28 protein-coding genes, 1 tRNA gene and 1 pseudogene are annotated in these 24,786 nt (G+C 58.0%); 17 read left to right on the forward strand and 13 right to left on the reverse strand.

What is annotated here, in order from left to right; translation table 11 throughout:
- Both EGI20_RS08885 and scpB read right to left on the reverse strand, forming a co-directional pair.
- Positions 1-451 (reverse strand): annotated as a pseudogene (locus EGI20_RS08885) (hypothetical protein); the annotation flags it as partial.
- An 8-nt stretch (positions 452-459) separates the two neighbouring features.
- Entirely contained in the window at positions 460-1,083 is a 624-nt protein-coding gene (gene scpB / locus EGI20_RS08890; protein ID WP_124735704.1) for an SMC-Scp complex subunit ScpB, read from the reverse strand.
- A gap of 157 nt (positions 1,084-1,240) precedes the next feature.
- On the opposite strand from scpB, the gene EGI20_RS08895 reads away from it, so the two are divergent.
- Positions 1,241-1,726: a hypothetical protein gene (locus tag EGI20_RS08895; RefSeq protein ID WP_498631176.1), complete on the forward strand. Its 486-nt coding sequence runs from the start codon at positions 1,241-1,243 to the stop codon at positions 1,724-1,726.
- Positions 1,727-1,729: 3 nt separating this feature from the next.
- Here the strand turns inward: EGI20_RS08895 and EGI20_RS08900 are convergent, their stop codons facing one another.
- The 10 genes from EGI20_RS08900 to EGI20_RS08945 all read right to left on the reverse strand — a co-directional run bounded on the left by EGI20_RS08900 (position 1,730) and on the right by EGI20_RS08945 (position 9,834).
- A complete protein-coding gene (locus EGI20_RS08900) occupies positions 1,730-2,548 on the reverse strand; it encodes a segregation and condensation protein A (protein WP_498631177.1) in 819 nt (272 codons plus the stop codon).
- 63 nt (positions 2,549-2,611) lie between these two features.
- Positions 2,612-3,811, reverse strand: a complete 1,200-nt coding sequence (locus EGI20_RS08905) for a tryptophan--tRNA ligase (protein WP_498631178.1) — start codon at positions 3,809-3,811, stop codon at positions 2,612-2,614.
- A 22-nt stretch (positions 3,812-3,833) separates the two neighbouring features.
- Positions 3,834-4,466 carry a site-2 protease family protein gene (locus EGI20_RS08910; protein WP_124736252.1) on the reverse strand — a complete coding sequence of 211 codons (633 nt, stop codon included), beginning with the start codon at positions 4,464-4,466 and terminating at the stop codon, positions 3,834-3,836.
- 62 nt (positions 4,467-4,528) lie between these two features.
- A complete protein-coding gene (locus tag EGI20_RS08915; protein WP_498631179.1) occupies positions 4,529-5,149 on the reverse strand; it encodes an L-threonylcarbamoyladenylate synthase in 621 nt (206 codons plus the stop codon).
- A gap of 22 nt (positions 5,150-5,171) precedes the next feature.
- Positions 5,172-6,014, reverse strand: coding sequence for a 3',5'-nucleoside bisphosphate phosphatase (locus EGI20_RS08920; protein ID WP_498631180.1), 843 nt, complete (start codon positions 6,012-6,014; stop codon positions 5,172-5,174).
- Complete coding sequence (locus tag EGI20_RS08925) at positions 6,014-6,187, reverse strand: oxidoreductase-like domain-containing protein (RefSeq protein ID WP_498631181.1); 174 nt, start codon at positions 6,185-6,187, stop codon at positions 6,014-6,016. Before EGI20_RS08925 ends, EGI20_RS08920 begins: the two co-directional genes overlap by 1 nt.
- Positions 6,180-6,401: an RNA-binding S4 domain-containing protein gene (locus tag EGI20_RS08930; RefSeq protein WP_498631182.1), complete on the reverse strand. Its 222-nt coding sequence runs from the start codon at positions 6,399-6,401 to the stop codon at positions 6,180-6,182. The genes EGI20_RS08925 and EGI20_RS08930 overlap by 8 nt, the downstream gene beginning before the upstream one ends.
- 222 nt (positions 6,402-6,623) lie before the next feature.
- Positions 6,624-7,157 (reverse strand): AAA family ATPase, encoded by a 534-nt coding sequence (locus tag EGI20_RS08935; RefSeq protein ID WP_498631183.1) that lies wholly within the window; start codon positions 7,155-7,157, stop codon positions 6,624-6,626.
- A gap of 244 nt (positions 7,158-7,401) precedes the next feature.
- Positions 7,402-8,403, reverse strand: coding sequence for an asparaginase (locus EGI20_RS08940; RefSeq protein ID WP_498631184.1), 1,002 nt, complete (start codon positions 8,401-8,403; stop codon positions 7,402-7,404).
- 105 nt (positions 8,404-8,508) lie between these two features.
- Positions 8,509-9,834 (reverse strand): sodium-dependent transporter, encoded by a 1,326-nt coding sequence (locus tag EGI20_RS08945; protein WP_498631185.1) that lies wholly within the window; start codon positions 9,832-9,834, stop codon positions 8,509-8,511.
- Positions 9,835-10,315: 481 nt separating this feature from the next.
- On the opposite strand from EGI20_RS08945, the gene EGI20_RS08950 reads away from it, so the two are divergent.
- Together EGI20_RS08950 and EGI20_RS08955 are read left to right on the forward strand one after the other, a co-directional pair.
- Positions 10,316-10,389, forward strand: a tRNA-Gly gene (locus EGI20_RS08950).
- A gap of 37 nt (positions 10,390-10,426) precedes the next feature.
- The gene (locus tag EGI20_RS08955; protein ID WP_498631186.1) at positions 10,427-12,586 is read left to right on the forward strand and encodes an AsmA family protein; all 2,160 of its coding nucleotides are present in this window, start codon (positions 10,427-10,429) and stop codon (positions 12,584-12,586) included.
- A 57-nt stretch (positions 12,587-12,643) separates the two neighbouring features.
- On the opposite strand, the gene EGI20_RS08960 is transcribed toward EGI20_RS08955, so the two are convergent.
- Positions 12,644-14,620, reverse strand: a complete 1,977-nt coding sequence (locus EGI20_RS08960; RefSeq protein ID WP_498631187.1) for a monovalent cation:proton antiporter family protein — start codon at positions 14,618-14,620, stop codon at positions 12,644-12,646.
- Between the two features lie 85 nt (positions 14,621-14,705).
- Here EGI20_RS08960 and EGI20_RS08965 point away from each other — a divergent pair, with 85 nt between their 5' ends.
- The 14 genes from EGI20_RS08965 to EGI20_RS09030 all read left to right on the forward strand — a co-directional run.
- On the forward strand, positions 14,706-15,686 hold the full coding sequence (locus tag EGI20_RS08965) for a KpsF/GutQ family sugar-phosphate isomerase (protein ID WP_498631188.1): 981 nt from the start codon (positions 14,706-14,708) through the stop codon (positions 15,684-15,686).
- 8 nt (positions 15,687-15,694) lie between these two features.
- Positions 15,695-16,219, forward strand: a complete 525-nt coding sequence (locus tag EGI20_RS08970; protein WP_498631189.1) for a KdsC family phosphatase — start codon at positions 15,695-15,697, stop codon at positions 16,217-16,219.
- Positions 16,216-16,779 (forward strand): LPS export ABC transporter periplasmic protein LptC, encoded by a 564-nt coding sequence (lptC, locus tag EGI20_RS08975; RefSeq protein ID WP_124736264.1) that lies wholly within the window; start codon positions 16,216-16,218, stop codon positions 16,777-16,779. Before EGI20_RS08970 ends, lptC begins: the two co-directional genes overlap by 4 nt.
- Positions 16,766-17,290, forward strand: coding sequence for a lipopolysaccharide transport periplasmic protein LptA (gene lptA / locus EGI20_RS08980; RefSeq protein ID WP_498631190.1), 525 nt, complete (start codon positions 16,766-16,768; stop codon positions 17,288-17,290). The genes lptC and lptA overlap by 14 nt, the downstream gene beginning before the upstream one ends.
- Positions 17,287-18,015 carry an LPS export ABC transporter ATP-binding protein gene (gene lptB, locus EGI20_RS08985; protein ID WP_124736266.1) on the forward strand — a complete coding sequence of 243 codons (729 nt, stop codon included), beginning with the start codon at positions 17,287-17,289 and terminating at the stop codon, positions 18,013-18,015. The genes lptA and lptB overlap by 4 nt, the downstream gene beginning before the upstream one ends.
- Before the next feature lie 6 nt (positions 18,016-18,021).
- On the forward strand, positions 18,022-19,407 hold the full coding sequence (locus EGI20_RS08990; protein WP_498631191.1) for an RNA polymerase factor sigma-54: 1,386 nt from the start codon (positions 18,022-18,024) through the stop codon (positions 19,405-19,407).
- A gap of 67 nt (positions 19,408-19,474) precedes the next feature.
- Complete coding sequence (gene hpf, locus EGI20_RS08995) at positions 19,475-19,789, forward strand: ribosome hibernation-promoting factor, HPF/YfiA family (RefSeq protein ID WP_124736268.1); 315 nt, start codon at positions 19,475-19,477, stop codon at positions 19,787-19,789.
- Between the two features lie 114 nt (positions 19,790-19,903).
- Entirely contained in the window at positions 19,904-20,365 is a 462-nt protein-coding gene (gene ptsN / locus EGI20_RS09000; RefSeq protein ID WP_160796853.1) for a PTS IIA-like nitrogen regulatory protein PtsN, read from the forward strand.
- Positions 20,358-21,314, forward strand: coding sequence for an HPr(Ser) kinase/phosphatase (gene hprK / locus EGI20_RS09005; protein WP_124736270.1), 957 nt, complete (start codon positions 20,358-20,360; stop codon positions 21,312-21,314). Before ptsN ends, hprK begins: the two co-directional genes overlap by 8 nt.
- A complete protein-coding gene (gene rapZ, locus EGI20_RS09010; protein WP_498631192.1) occupies positions 21,295-22,143 on the forward strand; it encodes an RNase adapter RapZ in 849 nt (282 codons plus the stop codon). Before hprK ends, rapZ begins: the two co-directional genes overlap by 20 nt.
- Positions 22,134-22,499: a NusG domain II-containing protein gene (locus EGI20_RS09015; protein ID WP_498631193.1), complete on the forward strand. Its 366-nt coding sequence runs from the start codon at positions 22,134-22,136 to the stop codon at positions 22,497-22,499. Before rapZ ends, EGI20_RS09015 begins: the two co-directional genes overlap by 10 nt.
- Positions 22,480-23,016: a Gx transporter family protein gene (locus EGI20_RS09020; protein WP_498631194.1), complete on the forward strand. Its 537-nt coding sequence runs from the start codon at positions 22,480-22,482 to the stop codon at positions 23,014-23,016. The genes EGI20_RS09015 and EGI20_RS09020 overlap by 20 nt, the downstream gene beginning before the upstream one ends.
- Entirely contained in the window at positions 23,016-23,633 is a 618-nt protein-coding gene (locus EGI20_RS09025) for a flavin prenyltransferase UbiX (protein WP_124736274.1), read from the forward strand. The genes EGI20_RS09020 and EGI20_RS09025 overlap by 1 nt, the downstream gene beginning before the upstream one ends.
- Positions 23,630-24,786: NAD(P)H-hydrate epimerase (locus EGI20_RS09030; RefSeq protein ID WP_498631195.1), on the forward strand; the 1,157-nt coding region annotated here is incomplete at its 3' end. The genes EGI20_RS09025 and EGI20_RS09030, both read left to right, overlap by 4 nt.

A 24,786-nucleotide genomic window follows, 5' to 3' on the forward strand; every position in this document is an offset into this window, starting at 1 on the left:
GCTTCTTGTCGCCGTAGTTGCCGCGTGGCTGTTCACTGCGGTCGCGCTGGCCGTAGCCGCCTTCACGCGGGGCATCGCCATCGCGGCGCACGAACGGCTTCTTGTCGCCGTAGTTGCCGCGTGGCTGTTCACTGCGGTCGCGCTGGCCGTAGCCGCCTTCACGCGGGGCATCGCCATCGCGGCGCACGAACGGCTTCTTGTCGCCGTAGTTGCCGCGTGGCTGTTCACTGCGGCCACGCCCTTGGTCTGCGCCTTCGCGGCGGGCGAACGGCTTGGCATCGCCGGCATTGCGATCGCGCTGGCCGTAACCTTCCTGGCGCGATGGTGCCGGCTTGTTGTCTTGTGCATTGCGCGGCTTGATAAAGCTACCGCCGGTGCGTGGCTGCGACGTTTCGCGGCCCTTGGCTTGCGACACCGGTTGGCGCGCCTGATTGCGTTGTCCTTTAGACATGCTTTTTCCTAATCAACTAGATTTTCCGCCTCATCAACGAGGGGGACTTCGCCTTCTGGCATCTCGCCAGAGGCTTCAACCGGCCCGGCATCCGGCACCACCAGATTTCCCAAATCCGCCAAAGGCGGCAAATCACGCAGCGAATGAAAGCCGAGATCATCGAGAAACTTGCGGGTCGTTGCATACAGACCGGGCCGTCCGGGCACATCCTTGTGCCCGATTACTTCGATCCAGCCCCGCTCGAGCAGAGTCTGCACCACGCTGGTCGACACCGTGACACCGCGTATGGCTTCAACATCGCCACGGGTCACCGGTTGTTTGTAGGCAATAATCGCCAGCGTTTCCATCACCGCGCGCGAGTAGCGCGGCGGCTTTTCCGGGTTCAGCCGGGAAAGATAGGGGGTAAATTCGGCGCGCGCCCGAAAGCGCCAGCCGGACGAGAGCTTGATCAGCTCCACCCCACGGCCACGCCAGTCCTGCTGTATTTCTTCCAGAATCTGGTTGATCAACGCCGCCTTGATATCCTCGGTAAACAAACGTTTAAGCATGGATACCGATAGCGGCTCTTGCGCTGTCAGCAGCGCCGTTTCAAGAACGGTCTTCAGATACTTGAGATCGGTAAAAAGAGGCATCGAAACCAGATCAGATTTTGGACAAAATCACAGGAAGGCGCGGATTTTACACGATTTTTTATCCTGCGTCGCACTAAGATACCCTGTTTTTACCTGTCTTGCGCTCCCATCAGCCCTGTCTGGTGCTGATATCCCAAAATCCGCCATGGCTTCATCTATGGTGAACAACAGCAAATGCGCCAGCCGCCACACCAGCCAGGCAAAAATTCGGGACGGGAGCAGGCCAATGCCACACACAGCCAGACAACACGGTAAAACGTTGCTCGCCCTGTCCTTGTTCGTACAACTGGCGGCTTATGTGGCGGCCAGCATGGCGCAGGCTCAAGAGCCAGCAAGCAGCATACCCACGACAAGCCCGGCAACAGACTTCAGTCTTCCCCCTGCCATCGCTATGGAAGGCGAAAATACAAAACAACCTATCACTTCTACTACGGCGTTATCCGTCATCGGCGCACCAGCCCTCGCCCCTTTACCATCAAGCACAGCGCTCAGACTAAAGGAAAACAATCCGCTCTGGGCCTGGCTATCGCTGGACGGTAGCAGCCGCCCCTCTTTCAAGCTGTATCAAGACAAGTCATCAAGGCTGGCACTGAACATAAACGGCAACGGCAGCCTCCGTCTCAGATACAAGCTGGCCTGGTAGGCATTACACCACGGCAATACGGACATAGATGGGAGCATAGGCGGCGTCCTGATTCACCCGCACCATGCCCTCCTTGACCAGCTCCAGCAGGGCAATAAAATTGACCACCAGGTGCGCAACACCCTTGCCCGGCTCAAATAACTCTTCGAACGCAACATAATCGCGCCCGTCCAGATAGCGCAAAATCCAGCTCATCTGTTCACGCACCGACAGTTCATCCTGAGCCACCTGATGGCTGCGCTGGTTTTTGGCACGTGACAAAATGGTCAGCCAGGCCTGGCGCAAATCCAGCGGACTGACTTCAGGCAGGCGCTGCTCGGCGCCTTGCTCGATCAGGACCGCCAGCCAGGCAAAATCGCGCTCGGCTTGCGGCAATTTGTCCAAAGCCAGCCCCGCCAGCTTCATCTGCTCGTATTCCAGCAACCGCCGCGCCAGTTCGGCACGCGGATCACTCACTTCGCCGGCTTCGTCCACTTGCGGGCGCGGCAACAATAAGCGCGACTTGATCTCGATCAGCAAGGCCGCCATTAACAGATACTCGGCCGCCAATTCCAGTCGCTCGGCGCGCATGGCATCGATATAGCGCATGTACTGCGCAGTAATCGGCGCCATCGGGATGTCGAGAATATTCAGGTTCTGCTTGCGGATCAGGTACAAGAGCAAGTCCAGCGGACCTTCGAAACTCTCGAGAATGATCTTGAGCGCATCCGGCGGGATAAACAGGTCGGCCGGCATTTCCAGCACCGGCTGGCCGAAAACGTGCGCCAAGGGAATGCCGACGACAGACCCTGCGGCGTCAGGTGATAAGCTGTGCTCAGTCATGCGGCCCCATCAATGAAAAACCCCGCGGCCATACGCGGGGCTGTCGCGAAAAGGCAGCGTGACTCAATAGCCCAGCCCCATCGCCTCGCGTACGTCCTTCATGGTGTCGTTCGCGATTTTGCGCGCACGCTCGCACCCGTCGGCGACAATGGCCTTCACCAGCGTCGGGTCATCCAGGTATTTTTGCGCACGCTCGAACATGGGCTGCTGCTCCTTGAGCACGCCCTCAATTACCGGCTGCTTGCAATCGAGACAGCCGATACCGGCGCTGGTACAGCCCTTGACCACCCACTCGCGGGTGGCTTCGTCCGAATACACCTGATGCAGCTGCCACACCGGGCACTTGGCCGGGTCACCCGAATCGGTGCGGCGCACACGGGCCGGATCGGTCGGCATGGCGCGCACCTTCTTGGATACCGACTCCGGCGCCTCGCGCAGGGCGATGGTATTACCGTACGACTTGGACATCTTGTTGCCGTCCAGACCCGGCATACGGCTGGCCGCCGTCAGCAAGGCATCCGGCTCGGGCAGAATGACGCGGCCTTTATTCTCGAGGAAGGCAAACAGACGCTCGCGATCACCAATGGACAGGTTTTGCGTATCGGCCAGCAAGGCGCGTGCAGCATCCAGAGCCTCGTCGTCGCCTTCTTGCTGGTAACGGGTACGCATCTGCTGGTATAGCTTGCTCTTCTTGCTGCCCAGCTTTTTGATGGAGGCGATGGCCTTGTCTTCAAAGCCCGGCTCGCGGCCATACAGATGGTTAAAGCGGCGCGCCATTTCACGCGTCAGTTCGACATGCGGCACCTGGTCTTCGCCCACCGGCACGCGGTTAGCCTTGTACACCAGAATATCGGCAGCCTGCAGCAGCGGATAGCCAAGGAAACCGTAAGTCGCCAGATCCTTGTGGCTCAGCTTCTCGATCTGATCCTTATAGGTCGGCACCCGCTCCAGCCAGCCCAACGGGCAAATCATGGACAGCGCCAGATGCAGTTCGGCATGCTCCGGCACCTTGGACTGGATAAAGATGGTCGCCTGCGCCGGATCGACACCGGCAGCCAGCCAGTCGATCACCATATCCCACAAGCTGCTTTCAATCACGCCTACATCATCGTAATTGGTGGTCAGCGCATGCCAGTCGGCCACCATAAACAGACATTCGTGCTCGCTTTGCAGCTGCACCCAGTTCTTGATAACGCCGTGATAATGCCCAAGGTGTAGCCTTCCGGTTGGGCGCATGCCGGAGAGAACGCGATCTGCGAACATGAACAATCCTGGAAAAATAAAATTACAAAATCAGATTGAGAAGATCATACACGATATTCATGAATGGCCTGAGTATGGGCGAGAGCAGACCGGTAAATACCAGGCCCAGCAAAATCCAGATACCGTAAGGCTCGATACGCGAGTATTTGTAAGCCATGCCCGGCGGCAAAAAGCTCTCGACGATGCGCCCGCCATCCAGCGGCAATAGCGGCATCAGGTTCAGCACCATCAGCACCACATTGATATTGATGCCGGCCTGACTCATCAGCATCAGCGGCTCGCTGTACATGGAGTCGGTACTGATTGCCAGCTTGAACAGCAAAACCCAGCCCACCGCCATGGCCAGATTGGACAAGGGCCCCGCCGCTGCGACCCAGCGCATGCCGCTACGCACCGGCTTGAGGTTGCCAAAATTGACAGGCACCGGCTTGGCCCAGCCAAAAATGAAGCCGCCGGCAATCAGTCCGACCAGCGGCAGCAAAACCGTGCCGATCGGATCGATATGCTTGAGCGGATTCAAGGTCATCCGTCCCATCATAAAGGCCGTGGCGTCGCCAAAGCGCTTGGCAACATAGGCATGCGCCGCCTCGTGCAAGGTAATGGCCAGAATGACCGGCAGCGCATAAATCGCAATTTTCTGGATAATATCGTCCAAGACCTACCCCCTAATTCAGCAAATAGCCGCATCGCGCGGCCCGAATTCTATTATGTGTCAGGCTACAGTCCGAATGGTGCAACCTCTCCCTTGCCCTGGCGAACCAGCGACACACCATCGGTCATGTCTATCACCGTCGTCGGCTCGGTACCGCACCAGCCGCCATCAATCACCAGATCAACCCGGTTTTCCAGCAGTTCGCGAATCTCGTACGGATCAACCAAGGGATCATCTTCTCCCGGCAGCATCAGCGTACACGACAAAATCGGCTCGTGCAGTGCCTCCAGCAAGGCAAGCGCCACCTGGTGATCCGGCACGCGCAAGCCTATGGTCGAGCGCTTGGGATGCAAGGTGCGGCGCGGCACCTCCTTGGTCGCCTGCAAAATAAAGGTATAACTACCCGGCGTGGCACTTTTAAGCAGGCGGTACTGGCTATTGTCGACACGGGCATAATTGGCCAGCGCGGACAAATCGGCACACACCAGCGTCAGATGGTGCTTAAGGTCGATCTGGCGTATTTCCAGAATGCGCTCCATCGCCCGCTTGTTGCCCAAAGCACAACCCAGTGCATAGCAGGAATCGGTCGGATAAACGATCACCCCGCCTGCTTCGACTATCTTGGCCGCTTCGCGTATCAGCCGCGCCTGCGGGTTATCCGGATGGATGGTAAAAAATTGTGCCATATCTATCTCCTCGCCCGGAATTTCAAGCGCCCCAGCCCTTTTCCCGCCATACCGGACGGCATAAAGGCGGCAATTCAGCCGTCAGCCCCACGTCGCGCCCACCCTCGCCTGGCGCATGAAAATCGCTGCCGGCGCTGGCCAGCAGACCAAAACGGTCGGCCAGCAGGGTGTATTTGTGCATATCGTCCAGACTATGGCTGCCGCTGGCGACTTCTATCGCCTCGCCGCCGGCGTCCTTAAAATCGAGTATCAGCCTTTCGGTCAGTGTCCTGCCGAAATCATAGCGCCCCGGATGGGCAATCACCGCCACGCCCCCTGCCGCTCTGATCCAGGTCACTGCATCGGCAAGACTGGCCCACTGGTGCGGCACATAGCCGGTTTTGCCAGCGGCCAGAAACTTGCGAAATACGGCCCTTACATCTTTTATATATCCAGCATTGACCATATAACGGGCAAAATGCGCACGCCCTATCATTTCCGGGTTGGCGGCCAGTGCCATCGCACCGTCAAAAGTACCGGGTATGCCGGCCTTGTCCAGTGCATGCGCCATGGCGCGCGCCCGTTCGATGCGGCCATGACGGATTGAAGCCAGGCCCGCCTCAAGCACAGGCTCGCCCGGCGTAATACCGAGCCCGACAATATGGATGGTATGTTTACCCCAGCTGACCGAGATTTCGACGCCACCGAGCAGGGCGACACCCAGCTCGCCAGCAGCTGCCGCTGCCTCGGCATAGCCGCGCGTGCAGTCGTGATCGGTCAGTGCCAGCAATGTCGCGCCGCGACCGGCCGCACGCGTCACGACTTCGGCAGGGCTCAAAGCGCCATCGGAAATACTGGAGTGAAAATGCAGGTCTATGCTGGCCATCACACACGCTCCTGCCGCGCTTGCCACGCAGCCAGACGCACGCGGTAATCCGCCAGCTCTATTTGGTAGCTATCCCAAACACAAGGCTCGCAACCGCTGCCGCAGCACATATCGTCACCAGGTGCCTGCGGCGCATCCGGTTGCGGATCGAAATCGTCGCTGGCCTCAAGCATGAGCCGCTATCACGCGTATGGTGAAGCCCTCACCGCTCACCACTTGTCCGGGGCGAACTTTGCAGGTCTTGCGCAATTCGACCGCACCATCGACACAGACCACACCCTCGGCCACCATCTGCTTGCCCATACCACCGGACTCGGCAATACCGCAGGTTTTCAGCAGATCGCACAAGGCAATATATTCATTGCGTAGCTCAAACACTTCATTCATTTCTTCACACCCATCTTGGACAGCCCTGTGCAGACCCTGTTAACAAGCGGCACAAAGCATTGAATTTATTAACTTATCTGGGTAAGCCTGTTTTTTAGGCAACCCATCCTCTGTTTGTCCACGCAGCGGCGGGACAGCACTGTGAACGGCCTGTGGACAAGGCAGGCAACACTCTGATTTTATTAGCAGAAGCTGCGCTGCCTAAATTTGAGGCACACGCCCTTACGGCAGCATATCATCCAGCGCAGACAGAGCCTGCTCCAGTCGCTGCTCCAGCACGCCATAGACCTCGACCACCCTTTCTGGCTGTGTTGCCAGCGCCTGGCGGTACAAACTCAGCAACCAGTCGCGCTCATGCGGATGGCTGCGCAAAGGATCGGCCTGCCAGGGAATATCCGGACGGGCAAGCAGCGTCAAGCCATAACGGTAGTCATGGCACAAACGGTTTATCGTCCCGCTGGCGCTACCAAAAGCCACTTCAGCCCAGATACGGCAGGTCAGCGCAGTCGTGTCGCACAACACGACATCAGCCTGCTGTGCAGCCATATCCTCATTGCGACACTGGGCCAAGGCAATCGTCTCGACATCGGCCAGGGACGGAAGGTAGGGGCGGCAGGCGTAATAACTGCGCGCATACTCGTCAACACACGCCACACGCATACCGGCGCGGCCAAGCCTGCCTGCCAGTGCCTGCACCAGCGTGCTCTTGCCACTGGACTCCGGCCCCAATACGGCAACGCGCAAAGAAAGCGGCATGACATCAACAAAAGCGGTAAAGGGAGAAGATTATACGGCGCACAGCCTGGCATCGGGCAGTTTCTCGCAAAGACGGGAGCCGAAGTGGCGTGCAAACATTGAGCAACAGAAGCAAAGCACAGACTTGTCAGTCACGCGGACAGACCTGAGTTGCCCACATGCGCACAGAAAAACCCTGTGCGCACTCTGTGGAAAAACACAATAAACGCATGAATAAAAATGGAAATTTTCACATGCCCGTTTTTTAGGCAGGGACGGTCATCTCCCCCGCCCTGTCCTGCTGCAAATAGGCCCGCCGCTGCTCAGTCGTCAGAGGCATGGAGGCCAATACCGTCAATTTGGCCAGCGCAGCCTCCGGTGTCATATCCAGCCCCGGCAAGGCACCGGCCTGTGCCAATGGCTGACTGGCAGCATACGCGCCAATTTCTACCGAGCCTGTTTGTACCTGCGTCAGGTTCAACACCGGCAAACCGCGCGCGCTCGCCGAAGCGACGCCGGCCAGCAACGCGGCATCTGCCGGTGCATTGCCATTACCGTAGCTCATCAATATCGCGCCATGATGCTCGCCTTGCAGCAAGACGCCAAAACTGGCGGCTGCCGCACCCGGCATCAGCATCAGCGGCAGGATATTGACCCGCTCATCCAGAGGCTGCGCATGAAAATCGCCCTGCGCCTGACGCCACAGAGCATGCTGCCACTGAACATGAATACCGAAGTGCGCCAGCGGCGCGGCATTCGGGCTGGCAAAGCCGGCAAAGCTGGCAGCATCGACCTTGCGCGCCCGGCAACCGCGTAGCAGCACGCGATCAAATGCCAGCACGACCTCATGCAGTCCCTCCTGACAAGCTGCTTCAAAAGCATCGGCCAGATTGCCCCAGCCATCGCTTCGGGCATGGACCAAGGGCAATTGCGAGCCGGTAATCACCACCGGCTTGGCCAAGCCCTGCAAGGCAAAGGCCAGTACGCTGGCGGTGTAAGCCATGGTATCGGTGCCATGGATAATCACAAAACCATCGTAAGCATGGTAATGGCTGGCAATATCGTCGATCAGGCGGTTCCAGTTAGCCAGCGTGATCGCCGACGAGTCTATCAGTTGCGAATACTCGATCAGCTCGAAATCCATTTGCTCGCTACGAAAGCGCTCCAGCAAGCGTGGCAACAGCCCCGGGACAGGCGCAAGACCCGCAGGCGTGTGATCCATGCCGATGGTGCCACCGCTATAGAGGACAAGGATGCGTTTGGACATGGTGTTTTCCAGAAGTGATGAACAGGCAAAATCTTAAAACAAAAGGCGCCCCCACCGAAGGGGACGCCTTGTTCGTGCACGCCAAAGCCTTGGCCTCAGCCGCCTTTACAAGCCATTAACCAGTACAAAACCGATCAGGGCCGGTGCGATATAACGGCAAGTCAGCTTCATCGCTGGCAGCCATAAAGCGCTGCTGCGAGTTCCCACCGCCAGTTGGGCCTCAATCTGAGGCCAGATTTTCCAGCCAGCCAGCAAGGCCAGCAGCACGCCACCCAGCGGCATCAGCACATTGGAGGTGGCATAATCCAGCAAATCGAACACACCTTTACCAAACAGGGTGTACTCGCTCCAGATGCCCAGCGACAAAGAAGCAGGCACCCCCAACACAAACATCAGCGAAGCCATCAGCAAGGCCGCCGGTACACGGCGCATATGGAACTCGTCGATCATAAAGCTGGTCACCACCTCCATCAGCGACACCGCCGAGGTCAATGCGGCCACCAGCAACAATACAAAGAAAACCACAGCAAACAGTTGCCCGCCTACCATCTTGGCAAACACCGCCGGCATGGTGATAAAGGTCAAACCGGGGCCCGCAGAAGGGTCAAAACCGAAGGCAAATACGGCCGGCAGCACCATCAAGCCCGCCAGCAGACACACCACGGTCGTCAGCAAAACCACCCAAGCTGCAGAGCCCGGAATCGAAGTGTCTTTTTCTACGTAAGAGCCATAGGTAATCATCGCCCCCATCCCCAGCGACAACGAGAAGAAGGCCAAGCCCAGCGCATCGATAATCGTTTTGGCACTGACTTTGGAAAAATCGGGATTAAGGAAATAAGCCACGCCATCCAGGGCGCCCGGCAAAAACAAGCCACGCACAATCAACGCCAGCATCATCACGAACAGGGCAGGCATCAGGAATTTGGACAGGTTTTCGATACCCTTTTGTACACCGCCCAACACCACACCGACAGTCAAGGCCATAAAGGCTGCGTGATAGAACAGAGGCTCACTCGGGCTGGAAATAAAGCCAGTAAAAATCCCGCCCAGCACTTTGGCATCACTACTGATAATCTCGCCGCCTATGGATTTGGCGATATAGGCTATCGTCCAGCCACCGACCACACTATAGAACGACAAGATCAGAAAGCCGACCAGCACCCCCATATAACCGACCAGCGCCCAGTTCTTGCCGCCCATTTTGCGAAAAGCCCCGACTGCGCTTGAGTGGGCTGCGCGACCTAGCGCCATCTCCGCCATCATCATCACAATGCCCAGCGTAAACACGAAACCAATAAAAATCAGCAGGAATGCCCCGCCACCGTTTTGCGAAGCGACGTAAGGAAACTTCCAGATGGCACCCAGGCCAATCGCCGAACCGGCAGCAGCAAGTATGAATCCGAGGCGGGAGCCCCATTGTGATCTGGCCATGATCAATTCTCTTTAATTATTCGGACAATAACGACTTCCACGCAAAAATCTGCATGGACCGGGCTGTTTGCAAATGCAGAACATCGAGGCAGGTGCCGGCAGACGGATTGCGTCTGACATGGTCGACCACGTGAAGGAGACATCTTGAACCAGCTAAAACAGCCGGGTCAGAGTCCAGCGGGAAATAAGCTTGCCACCGGGTATGGCGCAAGGATTAAACATGCGAGCCAGATGATGGCTACCAGCATGCCCCGCTTTGTATACGATATACATGAGTACAAATTACCACGTCCAAGCGCGAGGTCAAGAGGGAAAGGGCATTTATCGATTGAAATTGGCAAATTATTAGGCTTAACTGCCGCAAAAAAAATAAATCCTTATTGCATATTGCGCGCACCCGTACAAAACTGCTCCATTTAAAAAAACATTGCCACTTTCTTGCGAAAGACGGCCGTTTTTCATACAATGCTCACTTCGCAGTGCGGGTGTAGCTCAATGGTAGAGCAGAAGCTTCCCAAGCTTACGACGAGGGTTCGATTCCCTTCACCCGCTCCAGCATATTTTCTTCCGCGCCTATCTAGACCGACTCAGCATGAAGTTAAACTCTGGCCGGCTCTGGCTAAAAACATTTGTCTACGGTGCACTCACGCTGTGTGTTCTGTCGGCATGCGCCCTCATCCTGTTTTATCAGCGCTTTGATGCGCAGTCGGTGCGGCAAAATATCGTCAATGAATTCGCCCAGCGTGGCTACGATGCCGAAATAAACGGCAACATCTCCCCCCATTTTTTCCCCTACCCTGGCCTAGATATAGAACGCATTGCCGTTTATCCCGCCGGCACGCGCAGTGCTTTACTCACGCTGAACAAGCTCGACATTGATCTGACGTGGTGGCCTCTGCTGCAAAAGCAATATGAATTACGCCGCCTCGCCGTCGATGGCATGACACTCAAGCTGAGGCAGCAAAGCGATGGCAGGCTCAACATCGACGGATTGCTACAAAAAAACCGGACGACCTCGCTCAGGCTTCAGCTTGATCGCTTTGCACTGCGTAATGCCAATATCGACTTCCTGGATGAAATCAGCGGCCATACAGCAGCGCTCAGGGATACTCAGCTTGAACTGGTCGATATGACATCCGCTGCTCACCTGCAGCTGGACGGCAAACTGCTTGAGGGCAAGCGCGAATTCAAACTTGCCCTGTCTGCGCCCTATCGCCATAGCCGCGACAAAATAACGTCACACGACATCAGTGCCATACTCACCGGCGGCGGGCGCAATACCGGCACATCGCTCAAAGTCACTGGCAATCTGGATATCAATACCACTACCTTGCAAACCACAGCCAAGGCACTGCAAATCAAGCTGGACAGCACACAACCCAAGCTACAGCTTGAGGCCAGCATTCCTCACGCCAGCGCCAACCCGGCGGAAGTCCTCATTCCACATGCCACCGGCTCGGGCGAGTTCAACTATGCCCAAACCCGTTACCGCTTCAATAGCGTGCTGGATCAGCTCAAGCTCACCCCGGCCGGACTTTATGCGACACAAATCAGTAGCGAGCTAATTTCCTCGCAGGGCCCACACTCCATCAAGATCAAGCTGTCGGCACCGCTGCAACTGGCAGGACTCAACACCTTGCGCATGGATCCATTAAAACTGGATGCTCGCCTGATTACACCAGTCTTGCCGCGCGGCCAGCTTTTCGCCGCACTGGATGGCACGCTGAATGGCGAACTGGACAGTAGCCGGCTCACGCTACGGGTCGCCGGCAAGCTGGATGGCACTCGCTTGGCCCTTGCACTGGACCAGACCGGCTTTCTTGATCCACACCACGAGGCCGCCCTCTCTATCGACCAGCTTGACCTGAACCGCTACCTGCCTGAAACCAAACCCGAGCAGGCAGTCGCCCTATTCCAGAACACGGCACCGCTGCAACTGGACTGGATGGACTTTTTGCATCTGAAAGGCAAGGTGGATATCGGCGAACTCAATATGGGGCGTTTTCGCGTACGCGACATCAATGCCCATGTAGAGGCCGACCGCAACGCTTTTGCCGTCGACAATCTGTCGGCCAGTATTTACGAAGGCAAACTCAGTGGCAGCGCCCGACTGCAGCGCGGCAAGGATGCCACGCTCTCGCTCAAGCAGCAGCTGCACGGCATGCATATCCGCCCGCTATTGCTTGACCTGTTCAACTTCAGCCGCATCGAAGGCAAGGGCAGCGGCGAAGTCAACCTGGTTGCCCACGGCAAATCACTGGCCGGACTGCGCGACACACTCACCGGACAAGCCAGCGTCAAGCTGGCACAAGGCGCTCTGACCGGCATTGACCTGGTGGCGGCACTGAAAAACCTGCCGGCAGAACTCAAGGACTGGAGCGCCACCTCGCTGGCCACCGATCAGAAGCAGAAAACCACCTTCCAGTCTTTGTCGGCCAGCTTCGATCTGGACAACGGCATTGCGCGCAATCAGGATCTGCAACTGGCTTCACAACTGGTTAATGTGCATGGCAACGGCAAGCTCGATTTACCGCAAAGCATTATTGACTATACGCTGGATGTCAAAGCCAACCCGCGCTCGTTCAAACAGCTAGGCGGAGTCAATGTGCCGCTGAAAATTACCGGCCAGATCAACGCGCCCATCTATGCGCTGGACTTCAATGCCATGGTCAAGGGCAAAACAAGCCCCGGCGAAAAACAGCAGGCACTGAAGCAGGAATTGAAAAAACAGATCACGACCATCCTGCCGTAACACAAACAGGAAAGCGGGAAAACTACTCCCGCTTTCCTGCTCTACGCTTGCGCTGGCCTAGTCTGCATCGCCTTGCAGCAAAAAGCTCTCGGCTGAAGCCAGCTGATCAGAGCGCCCCAACAGCACAACCACATCATCTTCTTCCAGCACAAAATCATTGCTCAGATCAGAGCGTTTGAATTGACGACGGCGTACCGTCTTAACCTCGACGCCAAGCGCCGCCAGATTCAGCTCACCCAGACGCCTCCCCACCGCATAGGCATCCGCCACCAAACGGACACTTTCCAGCCGCAACTGCTGGCCCTCATCCCCGACCGCAACCTCATCCCCCAGCCCGCGAAAAAAGCCGCGAAACAGGCCGTAGCGCGCTTCACGCACGGTGCGGATACGGCGCAGCACCCGGCTCACCGGCACGCCCATGACCATCAAGGCCTGGGATGCCAGCATCAGGCTACCCTCCATCACCTCGGCCACCACCTCATCGGCACCTGCGGCACGCAAGCGCTCGATATCGCTATCATCTATGGTGCGCACAATAACCGGCAAATTGGGCTTGAGTTGCTGCACGGTTTCGATAATGCGCTCGGCGGCATGCGTGTCGGCAAAGGTAATCACCACCACACGGGCGCGCTGAATACCGGCAGCGCCCAGCACCTCCTTACGGGCGGCATCACCAAACACCACAGGGTCTCCGGCTGCACTGGCTTCCTGCACCCGTTCGGGGTCCAGATCCAGCGCAAAAAACGGCACATCCTCGGCCTCAAGCAGGCGTGCCAGCGCCTGACCACTGCGGCCATAGCCGCAAATCAGCACATGCTCGGACTTGCTCATGCTCTGCACAAAGACCTGGTGCAGATCCAGCGACTGCAGCATCCAGTCATTGCGGATCAAGCGCCGGGTAATAGCGTCGGCGTACTGGATCAAAAAAGGCGCAATCAGCATAGAGAGAATAATGGCCGCCAATGCCGCCTGCACAGAAACCAGCGGCACCAGCGCCAGATTACTGGCCAGCGCCAACAAGACAAAACCGAATTCACCGCCCTGCGCCAGTGCCAGCGCGCCTTTAAGTGCATCATTGCTACGCAGGCCAAAAGCACGACCGATGGCAAACACAATCGCCAGTTTCAAAGGCAGCAGCAGGCACAGCATCACCAGCACTTCATCCCAGCGCTGGAACAGCACCGGCAACTCCAGCTTCATGCCGACAGTGATAAAAAAGAATCCTAGCAAGATATCGCGAAACGGGCGGATATCCTCTTCCACCTGAAAGCGGTATTTGGTTTCCGAAATCAGCATGCCGGCAACAAAAGCGCCCAGCGCCAGCGACAGGCCGGACAGCTCGGTCAGCCAGGCAATGCCCAGCGTCACCAGCAGCACATTAATCATAAACAGCTCACCCGAACGCTGGCGGGCAACAACATGAAACCATGGCCGCAGCAGGCGTGGACCAAAGAAAAACAGCAAGGACATCACCACCACCACCTTGACGCCAGCCAGCGCCAGATCCATCAGCAGCGTATCCGAGCCGCCGGCAAAAGCCGGCAGCAGAATCAAGAGTGGCACGACGGCAATATCCTGAAACAGCAACACGCCCATCGCCAGCTGGCCATGCGCCTGATTCAGTTCAAGCCGCTCGGTCAGCAGCTTGCTGACGATTGCCGTTGATGACATGGCTAGCGCCCCGCCGATAGCGAAACCGGCCAGTGGGTTATCGCTCAGGACCCACACCCCGCCCATAATAAGCAACAACGTCACCACCACCTGCGCCAAACCGACGCCGAACACCAGCCGGCGCATGGCATTGAGCTTGGGCAAGGAAAACTCCAGCCCGATGGAAAACATCATGAATACAATGCCTATCTCACCCAGAAACTGGGTCTCCTCCCCATCCGGCACCAGCGCCAGCACACTGGGTCCGGCAATAAAACCAACCACCAGATAGCCCAGCATGGGTGGCACCTTGACGCTACGGCACAAGGTGACGGCCAGCACGGCACAGAGAAGAACCAGCACGATAGGAGCAAGAGAATGCATCAGGCAATAATTTCCTAGTTCAGGGTTTGAAATCCGTACAGACAGGTGCAGGAAGGCCGATTATAAGCTGATATACTGCGCGACTATGGAACAAGCGCACATACAAAACCGTCTGGAACTGGCACGCGACGTCCTTCGCATAGAAGCCGATGCCATACTTAAGCTGGCAGATCGCCTCAATGGCGAGTTTATGGCCGCCATCGACATCTTGCTTGCCTGCAGTGGCCGCGTCGTCATTACCGGCATCGGCAAGTCCGGCCATATTGCCGGCAAAATTGCGGCCACCATGGCCAGCACCGGCACGCCCGCCTTCTTTGTCCACCCGGCCGAGGCGGCGCATGGCGACTTGGGCATGATTACCGATAAAGACGTGCTGATCGCCCTGTCCAACTCGGGCGAAAGCGATGAAGTGATCGCGCTTTTGCCTGCGCTCAAGCGCAAAGGGGTCGCGCTGATTGCCATCACCGGCCGCCCAGGCTCGACGCTGGCACGCGAGGCCGATATCCATCTGGATGCCACGGTAGAGAAAGAAGCCTGTCCACTGGGGCTGGCACCGACTGCCAGTACCACGGCAGCATTGGCACTGGGAGACGCGCTGGCCGTGACCTTGCTGGACGCGCGCAACTTCCGGCAGGAAGACTTTGCCCTGTCCCATCCAGGCGGCAGCCTGGGGCGACGCCTGCTGGTTCACGTTGCCGACATCATGCACGCGGGGGATGACTTCCCTGCAGTTAAAGCCGGCACCCCGCTCAAGCACGCCTTGCTGGAGATGTCGCGCAAGGGGCTGGGCATGACGGCGGTACTGGATGAGACACAGCGACTGGCCGGCATCTATACCGATGGCGACCTGCGCAGAACGCTGGATAGAAGTGAAAATCTGGCTGGCTTGGTGATAGATGAGGTCATGAACCGCTCGCCGCGTACCATCGCCGCGACGCGACTGGCCGCCGAGGCAGTCAAGCTGATGGAAACATACAAGATCAATGGCCTGATCGTCACCGATGAGGCCGGCCATGCCATAGGCGCACTCAATCTGCACGATTTGATGCGCGCAGGCATCGTCTGAAAGACAGCATGCATACACCACAAGAATACGCCCGCAGGGTCAAGCTACTGATACTGGACGTCGATGGCGTCATGACCGATGGGCGCATCTACTACAACGCCCAAGGCGAAGAGTCCAAATCCTTCTATGTACAGGACGGCCTTGGCCTAAAGCTATTGCAAAGCACCGGTGTCAAACTCGCTATTATTTCCGGCCGTGCCGATGCCTGTGTCGAACACCGCGCCCGCGCGCTGGGCTTTGACTATTATTTTGCCGGCGTCAGCAACAAGCAACTGGCTCTTGACGAATTGATGGTACAAAGCGGCCTGAGCCCGGACGACTGCGCCTTTGTCGGCGACGACATCATTGACCTGCCGGTCTTGCGCCGCGTCGTCTTTCCGGTCGTGGTGCCGGCAGCGCCGGATCGCGTGCAGCAATATGCACGCTATATTACCGGCGCCAGCGGTGGACAAGGTGCCGTGCGCGAGGTGTGCGAACTGATCATGCAGGCGCAGGGCACATTTGACTCCGCCATCGCGAAATATCTGCTATGAAACGCTTTCCCCGCCTGTTTCCGCTATTGCTGGTACTAATGCTGTCGGTGCTGACCATGCTGCTTGACCGCGTCACGCGCCAAAGCAGCGTGCAAAGCGTGATCGACCGTGACCAGCCCGAGTACACGGTCGAAGACTTTACCGCGACCCGCTTTGATGCTCAGGGCCTGCCCAGCGACCGGTTGCAGGCCCGCAGGATGTGGCAGTTCCCCGATGCAAAAGATATCGAGTTCGAGCACCCTTTCCTCACTAGCTACCAACAGGGCCGGATCAATTACACGGTCGAAGGCGAAGTCGGCCGCTACAACAACAGCACCGGCATGGCGTGGTTTGACCGCAAGGTGCAGCTGATAGACAAGGCAGAGCCAGGCAAGGGCGACGTCAAGATAGATACGCGCGCACTGACGGTAAACCTCAACACCTCGACGGCCCAAAGTCCGGCCGCCGTCACTGTCTATCAGGGCGACTCGGTCGCCAATGCCATCGGTTTTACTTATGCACAAAAGCAGGGCCTGATCTCCCTGTTGTCGAAAGTCAGGATCAGCTATGCACAACCTTAAATTTCCGGCACTGGCCTTGTGCGCCGCGCTATTTTCCATGCACGCGGCTCATGCCGAAATCGCCGATAGCAGCAAGCCGATAGAACTGTCTGCAGACAGGGGCACGCTGGACCAGAACAAAGGCGTGACGGTGTGGGATGGCAGCGTTGTCGTCAATCAGGGCACGCTGCAGCTCAAAGCCGACCATGTGGTCGTGACCCGCAATGCCAACGGCCAGCAAACTCTGCTCGCCACCGGCAAACCGGCCACCTTCCGCCAGAAAGTCGAAGGCAAGAATGAATATATCGATGGCAAGGGCAATCGCATCGACTACGACAGCCAGAGCGGCATCGCGGTGCTGACCGGCAATGCCTTTGTGAAACGCGGACAGGATTCGGTTGCCGGCAATGTGATTACCTACAACACCCAGACCGAACTGTATCAAGTCAGCGGCAGCAATCCACAAACAACCGGTGCGGCCAAAGGGCGGGTTACCGTAATCCTGCAGCCCAAGACAGAGGAAAAGAAATGACCGTCAGCCGGCTGAGCGTTGCCCATATCAAGAAAAGCTTCAAGAAACGTACGGTCGTCAAGGATGTGTCGCTGGAAATTGCCAGTGGCGAAGTGATAGGTTTGCTGGGGCCAAACGGTGCAGGCAAGACTACAAGTTTTTACATGATCGTCGGACTGATTGCGGCCGAAGCTGGTGAAATCGTTCTGGACGATATCACCATCACCCATCTGCCCATACATAAACGCGCGCGCATGGGACTGGGCTATTTGCCGCAAGAAGCCTCCATTTTCCGTCGCATGACGGTCAGGGAGAACATCTGCGCGGTGCTGGAAATTTCCGGCGTCAAGGGCGAGCAGATGGAAAACGAACTGGCGCTGTTGATGGACGATCTGAATATCGCCCACCTGGCCGACACCAACGCCATGGCGCTGTCCGGCGGCGAGCGACGCCGGGTCGAAATTGCACGTGTACTGGCCTCCCGTCCACGCTTTATCCTACTGGACGAGCCCTTTGCCGGTGTCGACCCGATTGCCGTGATCGACATCCAGAAAATCATCGCCTTCCTCAAGGAGCGCGGTATCGGCGTGCTGATCACCGACCATAATGTGCGCGAAACGCTACGCATTTGCGACCGCGCCTATATCATTAACGACGGCAAGGTGCTGGCCTACGGCCTGCCGGACGAACTGGTGAATAACGAGCAGGTACGCAAGGTTTATCTGGGCGAGCACTTCCATCTGTAAGGCGCTATGAAACAAACACTCCAACTCAAAGTCAGCCAGCAGCTCACCCTGACACCGCAGCTGCAGCAATCGATCAAATTACTGCAGATGTCCACATTGGAATTCGGCACGGAGTTGGAGCGTTATCTGCAGGAAAATCCGTTACTGGAACGCAGCGAGGACAGTGACGTTGCGCACGAGTCCTCGCCTGACGAACCGCATGAGGCACCGCCGCGCGAGGGCAGCGAAGCATACGAGGAATGGGGAAGCGGCAGTAAACCTGGCCATAGCGGCGACGATAGCGAGTTCGACCCCATACTCAATACGCCGGAAAAGCCGGGCATGCGCGCACTCTTGATGGCACAGATGGGCGAGCTGACACTCTCGAGTCGAGAACGTGCCCTGCTGACTCTGCTGATAGAAGAAATCGATGACGACGGCTATCTGAGCACCCACATTGATGAAATCTGCCAGAGCCTGCCAAAGGAGCTGGAGGTAGAAACTGAAGAGCTGGAATATCTGCGCCAGCTCTTGCGCCAGATGGAGCCGCCTGGAATAGGCAGCTACAACCTGAGCGAATTTTTGACCCTCCAGCTAAACAAGCTGCCCGATACCCTCCCGGCCAAAACCCTGGCCCGCACCATCATCCAGACCCATCTCACTTTGCTAGGCAACCGCGACTACAGCAAGCTGCGCAAGCTTTTGGATGCCAGCGAAGACGAGATCCGCGCAGCACAGGCCTTGATTGCCCAACTACGCCCGCGACCGGCCGGAGGCTTTGATGGTGAAGATACCCGTTATGTGATGCCCGATGTGGTGGTACGCAAATACCGCGGTCGCTGGATCGCGACCATCAACGGTCAAGCCCAGCCAAAATTACGTGTAAATAACATTTACGCCAATCTCCTGCAACAACAAAGGGATAGCGGCAATAATCTCTCCGGGCAGTTACAAGAGGCCCGCTGGCTGGTCAAAAACATCCAGCAGCGATTTGACACCATCCTGAAAGTATCGGAAGCTATCGTTGACAGGCAGCAACAGTTCTTTGAACAAGGCGAAGTCGCAATGCGTCCCCTTATCCTGCGCGATATTGCCGATGAACTGGGTCTGCACGAATCCACCATTTCCCGCGTCACCACACAAAAATATCTGCTGTGTAGCCGCGGTCTGTTCGAGCTCAAATATTTCTTTGGCAGTGCGCTGGACACCGACAGCGGCATCGAATGCTCTTCTACCGCAATCAAGGCACATATACGCCGGCTTATCGTCGACGAAAATAACAAGAAGCCCTGGTCGGATAATGCACTGGCCGAACAATTAGCCAAACTGGGCATACAGGTTGCAAGACGCACTGTCGCCAAATATCGCGAAGCCATGCAGATTGCGCCAGCCAGCCAGCGCAAAGCACTCTAGACTTCCACTTAACAGCATCCCCATGGACCCGGACTGTTCCAGGTCGATTAACAGAAGGAGTTAGGGTATGAACCTCAAGATCACTGGTCTCCACCTTGAAGTAACCCAACCACTGCGCGACTATGTCGAAGAAAAACTCGGCCGAGTGATTCGCCATGTAGACAATGTGATCGACACCGGCGTCACGCTTTCGGTTGACAAGCTGGTGCAAAAAGCCGAGGTCAATGTCCATCTGGCCGGCAAGGATATTCACGCCGAAGCGACCGCCGATGATATGTATGCCGCCATCGATGCGCTGATCGACAAACTGGACCGCCAGGTAATCAAGCACAAGGAAAAACTGTCGGAACACCGCGCGATCCCGCAACCGGCCGCAGAGTAACACCTTGATTAAAAACGGGAACCTTATGGTTCCCGTTTTGCTTTGATAACAGGGCTATTTCAATGTCACGCGCCAGCGTAGAATGAACGCCGATTTCATCCTGTACGAGTTTTTATGTCCCTGATAGGCAAAATACTCTCCCGTGATCATGTTCTGGTCGACCTTGATGTTGCCAGCAAAAAGCGGGTGTTCGAGCAGGTCGGTCTGCTCGCGGAAAACACCGGCAATATTGCCCGCAGCGAAGTGTTCGACAGTCTGTTTGCGCGTGAAAAACTGGGTTCGACCGGACTGGGCCAAGGCGTCGCCATCCCGCATGGCCGCGCCCGTGGCCTGAAAGAAGCGATGGGCGTGTTTATCCGCCTGAAGCAGGCCATTCCGTTTGATGCCCCCGACGGCAAACCGGTCCGGCTGCTGTTCGTATTACTGGTGCCAGAACAGGCAACCGACCTGCACCTGCAGGTGCTGTCCGAACTGGCCCAGCTTTTCTCCAGCCGCAGCTTGCGTGAACAACTGGAGCAAGCCGCAGACAGCGAAGAATTGTTCCGGCTTTTGACCGGATGGAGTAGCCATGCCTAGCGTCAGCGTCCGCAAGCTTTACCAGGATAACCAGCAAAAGCTCAACCTGACTTGGGTTGCAGGACGCTCCGGTTCGGATAACCTGATCGGTAACGACGATCAGCGCCCAACACTGTCGCTGGTCGGCCATCTCAACTTCATCCACCCCAACCGGGTGCAGGTGCTCGGCCTTGCCGAAGTCGACTATCTGAGCCGGCTGGAAAAATCGGCCGCAAAAACCGCGCTGGATCAGCTGTTTTACAAGTCGATGTCGGTGGTGATCGTCGCCAATGCCCAGGTGGTACCTGCACTGCTGCGCGACTACTGCCATACCCACAATGTCCCACTGATGACCACCACGCTGGAGAGCCCCTACCTGATGGATGTACTGCGCATCTATCTGGCACGGGCACTGGCGGTCTCCACCGTGCTGCATGGCGTGTTTCTCGATGTGCTCGAAATCGGCGTGCTGATCATGGGCGACTCGGCCATGGGCAAGAGCGAACTGGCACTGGAGCTTATCTCGCGCGGCCACGGTCTGGTTGCCGATGATGCGGTCGAATACTACCGCATCGGCCCGGATACGCTGGAAGGCCGCTGCCCGGCACTCTTGCGCGACTTTCTCGAAGTACGCGGTCTGGGCATTTTGAATATCCGCACCGTATTCGGCGAAACCGCGGTACGCCCGAAAAAAGTACTCAAGCTCATCATCCATCTGATCAAGGCCAATGATCAGGCGATGCAGGCACTGGACCGGCTCAATATCCAGTCCGAAACACAGGATATCCTCGGCGTCACCGTGCGCAAGGTTATCCTGCCGGTCGCCGCCGGACGCAACCTTGCCGTTTTGGTGGAAGCGGCCGTACGCAACTACATCCTGCAACTGCGCGGCATCGACAGCACGCGCGAATTTGTCGAGCGCCACACCAATTTCTTGCGGGACCAGGAACATGCAGCTGATTCTGATTAGCGGGCTGTCAGGCTCGGGCAAGTCGGTCGCCTTGCGCAGTCTGGAGGATGCCGGCTTTTTCTGCGTCGACAATCTGCCTGCCACCATGCTGCCGGAGGCGGTCGCGCTCTACCATGACTACGGCTACAGCCATATTGCCATCAGCGTCGACACACGCACACACCAGACACTGGGTGCCTTACCGCTGGAAATGGACAAGCTACGTCAGGCCGGCATAGACGTCAGGCTGATTTTCTTCGAAGCCAAACAGCCGGTTCTGGTCAAGCGCTTCTCCGAAACCCGGCGCAGCCATCCTTTGTCCGGCATGGGCTTGTCGCTGGAAGAATGCATAGAAATGGAGATGGAACTCCTGGCACCCGTTGCCGAGCAGGGTATCCGCATGGACACGTCCGAGCTGTCGGCCAATACCCTGAAAAGCTGGGTACGCCAACTGGTCGAGAGTGACGGCAGCCGTCTGACCCTGATGTTCCAGTCCTTCGGTTTCAAACATGGCGTACCGCTGGATGCCGATTTCGTATTCGATGTGCGCTGCCTGCCCAATCCGCACTACATCCCCGAACTGCGCCCGCTTACCGGCAAGGATCAGGCCATCATCGACTACTTTGCCGGCGAACCCAAAGTCGCCGAGATGATTACCGACATCCAGACCATGCTGGAAAAATGGCTGCCTGAATTCAGGCAGGAAAACCGCAGCTATCTGACCGTGGCTATCGGTTGCACCGGCGGCCAGCATCGCTCGGTATTTATCGCCGAAACGCTGGCCCGCCGCTTTGCGCACGAGCAAGTGCTGCTGCGCCACCGCCAGCTACAAAGAGCGGGATGCGACTGATACGTCCGGGCGACTATCTGGTGATGATGCTGGCCGGTGCGCTATGCCTCACCCTGTTCTGGCAGTTATGGGCCGGCGAGATGGCACGCACGCTCACGATACGCAGCAAAGGCAAACTGTGGCGGGAAGTCAGTTTGCTGCACAACCAGATTCTGGATGTACCCGGTCCTTTGGGGTTGACCCGCATCGAAGTACATAATGGCCGCGCCCGCATCGGCAGCGACCCGGGCGCGCGCCAGTACTGCGTCAAGCAAGGCTGGCTGGACAAGGCTGGGCAAAGCGCCATCTGCCTGCCGAACCAGACCAGCATCGAGCTTGGCAACAGCGCAGCACACTATGACAGCCTCAGTTTCTGAACATCTGAGCCTGCATGTCGGAGCCGACGATCAGCGCATTGCCGCGCTGGCAGCCATCGCCATTGTCCTCGCACTGATCGATGCGGGTCTGCCCTCGCCGCTCCCCGGGATCAAGCCCGGTCTTGCCAATATTGTCACCTTGCTGGCGCTATATCACCTGGGCTGGCGCGCCGCACTCTGGGTCAGCCTGCTACGCATTCTCGGCGCCGGATTATTGCTGGGCAGCCTGCTGACACCGGGGTTTTTCCTGTCGCTGGCCGGCGCACTGGCCAGCCTTGCCGCGCTGGCGCTGGCCTTTCGCTTGCCCGGCACATGGTTCGGCCCGGTTTCGCTCAGCATTGTCGCCGCCTTCAGCCATATTGCCGGGCAACTGCTGCTGGCCCGGCTATGGCTGATTCCCAGCGACGGCATACTTTATTTTGTTCCGCCTTTCGCGCTGGCCGCGCTGGTGACCGGTCTTGTCAACGGCATCATCGCGGCGCGCTTGCTCGCCCCTACCCCGCAACAGGATGCCTGATGAACTCTTACAGCAAAACCGTGACCGTTGCCCTGACAGGTGCCTCTGGCCTGCCTTATGGTCTGGCGCTGATACGCGAACTGGTCAAGGCCGGCTGCCGCGTCTGGGTACTGTGTTCGCAAGCAGCCCATATCGTCGCCAAACAGGAAATGGGGCTGACGCTGCCTGCGCGCGCCGCCGATCTGGAGCAGTGGCTGAGCCAGGAATACGCGGCGGCAGCGGGACAGCTTAAGGCTTTTGGCCGCGAGGAGTGGTTTGCGCCGGTGGCATCCGGTTCCAACCCCGCGGATGCCATGGTGGTGTGCCCGTGCTCGATGGGCACACTGGCCGCCATCGCCATGGGCAGCAGCGACAATCTGATCGAACGCGCGGCCGATGTCAGCATCAAGGAGCAGAAAAAGCTGGTGCTGGTGCCGCGCGAAACGCCGTTTTCCGCCATTCATCTGGAGAATATGCTCAAGCTTGCACGTCTGGGCGTGGTGATCCTGCCACCCTCACCCGGCTTTTACACCCACCCGCAGAGCATAGACGACATGGTCGATTTCATCGTGGCGCGCATTCTCGACCAGATAGGCGTGCCCCACCAACTGGTGCCGCGCTGGGGCGATACGGCATGAGCGCGGCACTTTTTTCCTTGCAATCCCAAAGGCAACTGGAACAAAGCGCCGCAGCACTGGGCCTGATGCGCCGCGCCGCCTGCGCCGCTGCACACTGGATCATGGCGCGCTATCCGGCAAGTGCCGCCATCACGGTACTGGCCGGCCCCGGAAACAATGGCGGCGACGCGCTACACCTGGCCTGCGAACTGCTTAGCGCAGGCTATGCCGTGACCGTCATCAGCCCGCAACCGCAAAGCTCGGATGATGCGCAAGCGGCGCGCGCGCGCTGGGACGCTTGCGCCATGGCGACACACACCAGCCTGCCAGACACCCATACCGACCTGATCGTGGACGGCCTGTTCGGCATAGGCTTGAGCCGGCCGCTTGCCTCACCTTGGGACGCGCTGATCGCACAGGTCAACGCCAGTGGCGTACCGGTGCTGGCGCTGGACACCCCAAGCGGGCTGGATGCCATGAGCGGCCACGCACCCGATGCAGCCATTCGCGCGGCACATACGCTGACCTTTCTTTGCTTCAAGCCCGGCCTGCTGACAGCAGACGGCAGCGAACTGGCCGGAGAAGTTCATCTGGCGACACTGGATGTCCCCCCCACACTACTGCCAACGCAGGAAGGCGAACTGAACCGCCCCGGCGTTACAGCGCTCAAACGCCATGCCAATAGCCACAAGGGCAGTTTTGGTACCGTGTGTATCGTCGGCGGTGCACCCGGCATGCTGGGCGCGGTACTTCTGGCAGGACGCGCCGCGCTGGCCGGTGGTGCCGGCAAGGTCTTGCTTGCCACGCTGGACAGCCGTCTGGCGGTCGACACCACACAGCCCGAACTGATGATTTCGCCGCTTTCCTTGCCGCTCGCGCCGCACAGCGTCTGCGCCATCGGCCCGGGCCTTGGCACAAGCACGGCGGCGCAAGCGGCACTGGCTGCGGTGCTGGCAAGCGACACGCCCCTGGTGATAGACGCCGATGCGCTTAATCTGCTGGCTCACGATGCGGGACTTTTCACCACACTGGCAACAAGACAGGTGCCTGCCATCCTGACGCCGCATCCGGCCGAGGCCGCGCGGCTATTAGGCATCAGTAGCGCAGAGGTACAGACTGACCGCCTCGCTGCGGCGCGCACCCTGGCTGCGCGCCTAAACAAGGTGGTGGTACT

Source organism: Aquitalea sp. S1-19, assembly GCF_024343515.1.

Coding starts and splice junctions, on each gene's coding strand:
- scpB (WP_124735704.1), bottom strand. CDS start 1,083: ATGCCTCTTTTTACCGATCTCAAGTATCTGAAGACCGTTCTTGAAACG.
- EGI20_RS08895 (WP_498631176.1), top strand. CDS start 1,241: ATGGTGAACAACAGCAAATGCGCCAGCCGCCACACCAGCCAGGCAAAA.
- EGI20_RS08900 (WP_498631177.1), bottom strand. CDS start 2,548: ATGACTGAGCACAGCTTATCACCTGACGCCGCAGGGTCTGTCGTCGGC.
- EGI20_RS08905 (WP_498631178.1), bottom strand. CDS start 3,811: ATGTTCGCAGATCGCGTTCTCTCCGGCATGCGCCCAACCGGAAGGCTA.
- EGI20_RS08915 (WP_498631179.1), bottom strand. CDS start 5,149: ATGGCACAATTTTTTACCATCCATCCGGATAACCCGCAGGCGCGGCTG.
- EGI20_RS08920 (WP_498631180.1), bottom strand. CDS start 6,014: ATGGCCAGCATAGACCTGCATTTTCACTCCAGTATTTCCGATGGCGCT.
- EGI20_RS08925 (WP_498631181.1), bottom strand. CDS start 6,187: ATGCTTGAGGCCAGCGACGATTTCGATCCGCAACCGGATGCGCCGCAG.
- EGI20_RS08930 (WP_498631182.1), bottom strand. CDS start 6,401: ATGAATGAAGTGTTTGAGCTACGCAATGAATATATTGCCTTGTGCGAT.
- EGI20_RS08935 (WP_498631183.1), bottom strand. CDS start 7,157: ATGCCGCTTTCTTTGCGCGTTGCCGTATTGGGGCCGGAGTCCAGTGGC.
- EGI20_RS08940 (WP_498631184.1), bottom strand. CDS start 8,403: ATGTCCAAACGCATCCTTGTCCTCTATAGCGGTGGCACCATCGGCATG.
- EGI20_RS08945 (WP_498631185.1), bottom strand. CDS start 9,834: ATGGCCAGATCACAATGGGGCTCCCGCCTCGGATTCATACTTGCTGCT.
- EGI20_RS08955 (WP_498631186.1), top strand. CDS start 10,427: ATGAAGTTAAACTCTGGCCGGCTCTGGCTAAAAACATTTGTCTACGGT.
- EGI20_RS08960 (WP_498631187.1), bottom strand. CDS start 14,620: ATGCATTCTCTTGCTCCTATCGTGCTGGTTCTTCTCTGTGCCGTGCTG.
- EGI20_RS08965 (WP_498631188.1), top strand. CDS start 14,706: ATGGAACAAGCGCACATACAAAACCGTCTGGAACTGGCACGCGACGTC.
- EGI20_RS08970 (WP_498631189.1), top strand. CDS start 15,695: ATGCATACACCACAAGAATACGCCCGCAGGGTCAAGCTACTGATACTG.
- lptC (WP_124736264.1), top strand. CDS start 16,216: ATGAAACGCTTTCCCCGCCTGTTTCCGCTATTGCTGGTACTAATGCTG.
- lptA (WP_498631190.1), top strand. CDS start 16,766: ATGCACAACCTTAAATTTCCGGCACTGGCCTTGTGCGCCGCGCTATTT.
- lptB (WP_124736266.1), top strand. CDS start 17,287: ATGACCGTCAGCCGGCTGAGCGTTGCCCATATCAAGAAAAGCTTCAAG.
- EGI20_RS08990 (WP_498631191.1), top strand. CDS start 18,022: ATGAAACAAACACTCCAACTCAAAGTCAGCCAGCAGCTCACCCTGACA.
- hpf (WP_124736268.1), top strand. CDS start 19,475: ATGAACCTCAAGATCACTGGTCTCCACCTTGAAGTAACCCAACCACTG.
- ptsN (WP_160796853.1), top strand. CDS start 19,904: ATGTCCCTGATAGGCAAAATACTCTCCCGTGATCATGTTCTGGTCGAC.
- hprK (WP_124736270.1), top strand. CDS start 20,358: ATGCCTAGCGTCAGCGTCCGCAAGCTTTACCAGGATAACCAGCAAAAG.
- rapZ (WP_498631192.1), top strand. CDS start 21,295: ATGCAGCTGATTCTGATTAGCGGGCTGTCAGGCTCGGGCAAGTCGGTC.
- EGI20_RS09015 (WP_498631193.1), top strand. CDS start 22,134: ATGCGACTGATACGTCCGGGCGACTATCTGGTGATGATGCTGGCCGGT.
- EGI20_RS09020 (WP_498631194.1), top strand. CDS start 22,480: ATGACAGCCTCAGTTTCTGAACATCTGAGCCTGCATGTCGGAGCCGAC.
- EGI20_RS09025 (WP_124736274.1), top strand. CDS start 23,016: ATGAACTCTTACAGCAAAACCGTGACCGTTGCCCTGACAGGTGCCTCT.